The sequence below is a fragment of the Glycocaulis sp. genome, assembly GCF_052168375.1.
In the GTDB taxonomy this organism is placed as follows: Bacteria; Pseudomonadota; Alphaproteobacteria; order Caulobacterales; family Maricaulaceae; genus Glycocaulis.
Window position 1 is genome coordinate 1 of sequence record NZ_JBQLZR010000297.1, and the last position, 5312, is coordinate 5312.

At 64.3% G+C, this 5312-nt stretch carries 4 protein-coding genes; 3 read left to right on the top strand and 1 reads right to left on the bottom strand.

Annotated elements, in window-relative coordinates; translation table 11 throughout:
• Nucleotides 1-2742, bottom strand: a 2742-nt coding sequence (locus tag ACTS2Z_RS12105; protein WP_442573467.1) for a YhdP family protein, incomplete at its 3' end; no start/stop codon positions are given.
• A gap of 96 nt (nucleotides 2743-2838) precedes the next feature.
• Between ACTS2Z_RS12105 and bcp the strand changes: the two genes are divergently transcribed.
• The 3 genes from bcp to ACTS2Z_RS12120 all read left to right on the top strand — a co-directional run.
• The gene (gene bcp / locus ACTS2Z_RS12110; protein WP_442573468.1) at nucleotides 2839-3303 is read left to right on the top strand and encodes a thioredoxin-dependent thiol peroxidase; all 465 of its coding nucleotides are present in this window, start codon (nucleotides 2839-2841) and stop codon (nucleotides 3301-3303) included.
• Entirely contained in the window at nucleotides 3300-4121 is an 822-nt protein-coding gene (locus ACTS2Z_RS12115; RefSeq protein WP_442573470.1) for a ferritin-like domain-containing protein, read from the top strand. The genes bcp and ACTS2Z_RS12115 overlap by 4 nt, the downstream gene beginning before the upstream one ends.
• Before the next feature lie 164 nt (nucleotides 4122-4285).
• Nucleotides 4286-5312: DUF5930 domain-containing protein (locus ACTS2Z_RS12120; protein WP_442573469.1), on the top strand; the 1027-nt coding region annotated here is incomplete at its 3' end.

The following is a 5312-nucleotide window of genomic DNA, read 5'->3' on the forward strand; positions in this document are numbered from 1 at the left end:
GCCGGCATCGGCACTGGAGGCGGCCAGCAGCCGTGTGCCATCGGGCTGCGGGGCCAGGGCGAGCGAGACCGGTCCTCTGGGAAGCGCGGCCTGAAGGTTCAGGCTCTGCAGGCCGTCGGCATTGGATTGCATGGCCAGCCCGACTGCACCATAGCGTACAGCGCCCGCCTGGACCGTCTCGATATCGGCAATGAGGGCCACCGATCCGGCACCATCACCGCTGAACAGGCCGCCGGACATGAGGTTGGAAATCAGATCGCTGGCATCGAGAAAGCGCCCGGAAATGTTCAGCTCAAGCGGGCCGTCGCCCCCTTCAGGGCGTCCGGCCGTGACAGAAAGATCGGCGCGCCCGGCAACATTCACCTGATTAAACCGCGCCGAGAGAAGACGCCCGTCAGAGGCAAGGCTCGCCTGGCCGCGAATATCGAGATCATCGCCCAGCACGGCGAGACGGCTGATCTCCACGCCGCCGGTCGCCGATTGCTCGGCCACGACTTCCAGGGCTGCCGGCATGCCGCGCGGCTTGGTCCAGAGATCTTCGGGAAGCACAAGGGCCGCATCGGTAAGGTCGCCCATCACCACGTAGCGGCTGAAGTCGAACCCGTTGCCGATAAACGTCGCATCAAGACCGATACGGCCATCAATCACCCCGCGCGCCGGAATGCCGGCCAGATCGAGATCGCGTGTATCGGCATCGGAGACGATGCGGATGCGGGTGCCAGGCTCGCCTTCGGGCAAGGCGAAGCGTTCGCGCCATTCCAGACGGGCAAGCGAGCGGCCGATGCGCACGTCGCCATTGGCCTCCAGCCCCTCACTATCGGCCCGGAAACTCAGATCGCCATCGGTAAAGCGTATGTCGCCAAATCCGGCAGGTCCGGCGGCGTCAGCAAACCTGCCCGTAACCAGAAAGCCGATATCCTCATAAGGAACGTTGCGCAGCATCGGACGGGTAATCTCGAAGCTGACCGCGCCTTCGCCTTCCAGCGATTGAGGGTCAAAGCCGTAATCACTGGCCAGTTGCAGTGGCGGCTGGTCGAGCAACGCCACGAAGTCCGGCAATGACCCGCGCCCCTCACCGGTGAAGCGAGCTCTTGCTCCACGCGGATTGAACCGGGGAATCTCGACCGTCACGCTGTCAATCTGGAGGTCGCCAATTCGCCCTGAACGTCCCTGCAGGACCAGCGAATTGCCGCGAAGCTCTGCCGAGCCGGAAAGCCCGGTCAGGGGTGTCATCGTGGTGATGTAACGCGCCGTTGCGCCGGAATAGTCAAACGTGACGGAAAGGTCCTCGTCTTCGAGCATGCCTGCCAGGAAGGCCTCTGCGGGGATGTCGATGCGGGCGCGCAAGTTGCGGGCTTCACCGCCAAGGACATTGGCCACCACCCAGTCCCGGCCACCGAGCGCGAAATCCACCGGCCACATGGCGAGCACAGCGTCCTTGCGCACGATGCCATCCAGCCCGCCTTCCAGCAGGATGGCCGGTCGGCGCCCCTCCGGCGTCGGGTCGAGGGCCAGCCGTCCGGTGAAACCGGCTTCCAGGCCCAGCAATTGCGCGCTGGCCGTCTCGAACAGCATTTCAAAGGCACGGGTGTCGACCTGTCCTTCAAAGGCAGCTCCAGTCCAGGCGACCGGACCGGGCAGAATGCCGGGCAGTTCCAGCCCGCCTTCACCGAGATCGAGCGCAAAGCGCGCCTGTGATGGCAGCGCATTATCGTAGCCTGCAAAGTCGAACAGGCGCCCTGATGCATCAAGGTTGAGCCGGTCGGAGGCGAGGAAGAGGCGGCGCAGTTCCAGCTCGCCTGCGAGTGCATCCAGTGACGCCCGTATCTCCGCCGACGCAATCTCCAGGGTTTCCTCGCCCTGACGGACGGCCCCCTGATCAGCGTCCAGCCGCAACTCAACCGCGCGCAAGCCGTCACTCCGGCTGGCATCCAGGACCAGCTCGAAATCGAGAGGCAGATCGATCGCGCCCAGCTGTGCCCAGGCTCCGTGCAGATTGCCGAGCGTCGCCGGGACAAGACCTTGCGTGGAGAAGGCGAGAAACACGGTCTCGAAGCCTGCACCCGTTTCCAGCTCAACCGATACCGGCACGATACCGGCAGGAGCCAGCAGTCCGGCACTGGCCGCCATACGCAGCGCCCCGTCTGCCCGGCGTACCGTCACGCCCGCATCGGTGAAGCGCGCATCAAGCCCGCTCAAGGCATCCTCGAAGCGCAGTTCAGCTCCGGTGATGCTGGCGCTCTGCAAGCGGCCAAGCAGGGCGCTGGCTTCCCTTCCGCCCCCCTGATCTCCGGCTTGTGCTGTGCGTCCGCCGAGCGTCGCGCTGAACTCGCCAGAGGCATCGCGGCGCACCGTATAGACCCCGCCCACCGCGTTGATCGCCACCGGGCGCACCCGGCCGATGACAAGCTGGTCGAGCGCCAGCGCCAGCTCGACACGTTCGGCGGTTGCCAGGACGGAGCCATCAGCGCCTGCGACCTGCAGCTGGTTCATGTTGACGACGAGCGCACGGGTATCGGGAGCGTAGGCGATGCTGGCGCTGGCATAGCTCGCTTCCTCGCCGCCCAGCGCAGTGGCAATAGCGGGGCGCAGGCCGGCAGCGACAGCGTCAACATCCACCGGACCGCTGGCCAGGCGCCAGAGAAGTGCGGCCGCTGCGAAAATGGCCAGCGCCATCAGGACAGCAACAGCTTCCAGCGTGTAGACAAGGAAAAGGCGGGCGCTGCGGACTAGCACGGGCACCTGTTTTTCATCGGGCCACTGGACGCGAGCGCACCGGCACCCACATCTGCCCTTTCAAGAACCAGCCAGCCATCAGGCAGACAAGGGAGAAAACCATTGAGCAACCTCAAGCCCGGCGATGCGGCCCCCGATTTCTCGATGCCGACCGACAGTGCAGGAACCGTTTCGCTGTCAGACTTCAAGGGCAAGACGGTGGTTCTCTATTTCTACCCGAAGGACGACACTCCGGGATGCACGAAGGAAGCTATCGGGTTTAGCGAGAAAATTGACGAGTTCGAGGCGGCAGGTGCAGTTGTCGTAGGCGTTTCAAAGGATACGGCTGCGAAACATGGCAAGTTCCGCGCCAAGCATGATCTCAAGGTCATACTCGCCTCCGACGCCGAAGGCGATGTGACCGAACGCTACGGGGCATGGCAGGAAAAGCAGATGTACGGCAAGACCTATTGGGGCATTGACCGTTCAACCTTCGTGATCGGCCCGGACGGCAAGCTGAAAGCCCTGTGGCGCAAGGTGAAAGTGCCCGGTCATGTCGACGAGGTTCTTGCCGCCGTGAAAGGCTGACTGTGAGCCTTTCGGTCGCCAGCGCCGCTATCAGCGTTCTTGAGACCGCCGGTCCGTCAACCAAGGCCTTGCGGGCCCGTGAGGTCGCGGCACTCTGGCGGCAGGGCGAGCTGGCGGCCGAAACCGCAGAACCGGTCCGTGTCCCGGAACGGCCCGCCCGGCCGGAGCGCCCCCGCCTCGTGCCGCCAGGCGCCGTCCCGCGCCGCAGGCTCAACAGCGAGGCGGGCCGCGCGGCCCTGCTGCACGCGCTGGCGCATATAGAGTTCAATGCGATTGACCTTGCCTTCGACATGGTCGCCCGCTTTTCCGGCTCGCCGGAACTGGACGGCGAGGCTCGCCACGCCTTCATCAATGACTGGATCGGTGTTGGCGATGACGAGGCGCGCCATTTCCTGATGGTCGAGGACCGGCTGGCTGAACTCGGCAGCGCCTATGGCAATCTTGATGCCCATGACGGGCTATGGTCCGCCGCCATCTCGACAGCAGACGACATAGCGGCCCGGCTCGCCATTGCGCCTCTGGTGCTGGAGGCGCGCGGGCTGGACGTGACGCCCGGCATGATCGAACGGCTGAAGGGCGCAGGTGATGAAACCAGCGCAGCCATCCTGACCACGATCTATAACGAAGAGATCGGTCATGTCGCGGCCGGACGGCGCTGGCTCGACCATGTGTGTGCCAAACGCGGCGTTGATACACGCGAGACGTTTCATCGCCTGGTGCGCGAACGATTCCGGGGCGGATTGAAACTGCCCGTTAATGCGATTGCCCGCGCAGAAGCGGGACTCGAGCCGGATTTCTACGAGCCGCTGCTTCCGTAATAGACGGTTAACACATTGAATTAACAAAAGGATACCGGGCGCCAACGCGGAACCGGCCTGAAGGTTGCATCCGATTGCACGGAACTGGTTGAAAATTGTCACATTCCTGTGCGAGTGTTTCGGCTTCGAGGCGGGATATTCCACGAAAAACCGGGCGGGAGCGCATGGTAAAACGTCTTCTCGCTGGCCCTTGGGAGCTGATCAGACAGCGCTTCCCGGACCGGCAGATATACCATCGCAGTGATGGTCAGGTACGCTATTTCGCGATTACCACGGAAATGCAGGTGGGGGCTCTGGCCGTCGCCTGCGGCATCGCCATCTGGCTGACCATTTCGACGGTCAACATGCTGCTGGAAGGCCGGTCGGACATGATGCGTTCGGCCCGCTTCAACGAAACCATCTCCGCCTATCAGGCCCAGCTGGAAGAGGCCCGCGCCGCCGAGGCGGCAGCCATCGCCTTCCTGGAATCACGCAGCGATGCGTTTGACCGGACTGCCGGCGAGTTTCAGGTCCGTCACGATACGGTCCGCCGCCTGCTCGACTTTGCCGAAGACCTCCAGATCGGCGAGGAACACTTAAGCCCCAGCCTCGATAATGGCCGCATCCTGATGGCCGCCGGTGTTGCCGACACCGAGCCGCGCGAGTCCCTCCTGCGCACCGCATCGCACGAAACCGACGGCAGCGGCGCGGAAGGACGGGTCGCCAGCCTGATGACGGATCAGGACGAGGCCCTCACGCGCGCAGAAGAGTCCGCCGAGGCCCGGCTTGAAAACCTTCGTGCAGTCCTTCGCCTTACCGGCCTTCGCCTCGAAGAAGTTGTCCGCGAAGGCCGTTCGGGCGATGAAGGAACAGGCGGTCCGTTCGTGGCCATCGACAATGCCTCGCTTATCGGTGAAGGCCTCGACCTCTCCGATCCGTTCAACGCCCGCGTCGCGCGTATCGCCTCGCGTCTCGTGGAACTTGAAGAGCTGGAGCGCGCCCTGTCGGCGACGCCGCTCAACCTTCCGATTTCCGGCCCCTATCGCGATACCAGCCCCTATGGCTCGCGTATCGATCCGTTCACACGCCGTCCGGCCTTCCACACCGGGCGGGACTTTGCCGGTGCGCGGGGCACCCCTATCGCTGCAGCGGCGCAGGGCACCGTCGTTTACGCCGGTTGGCGCTCGGGCTATGGTAGGACCGTGGAGATTG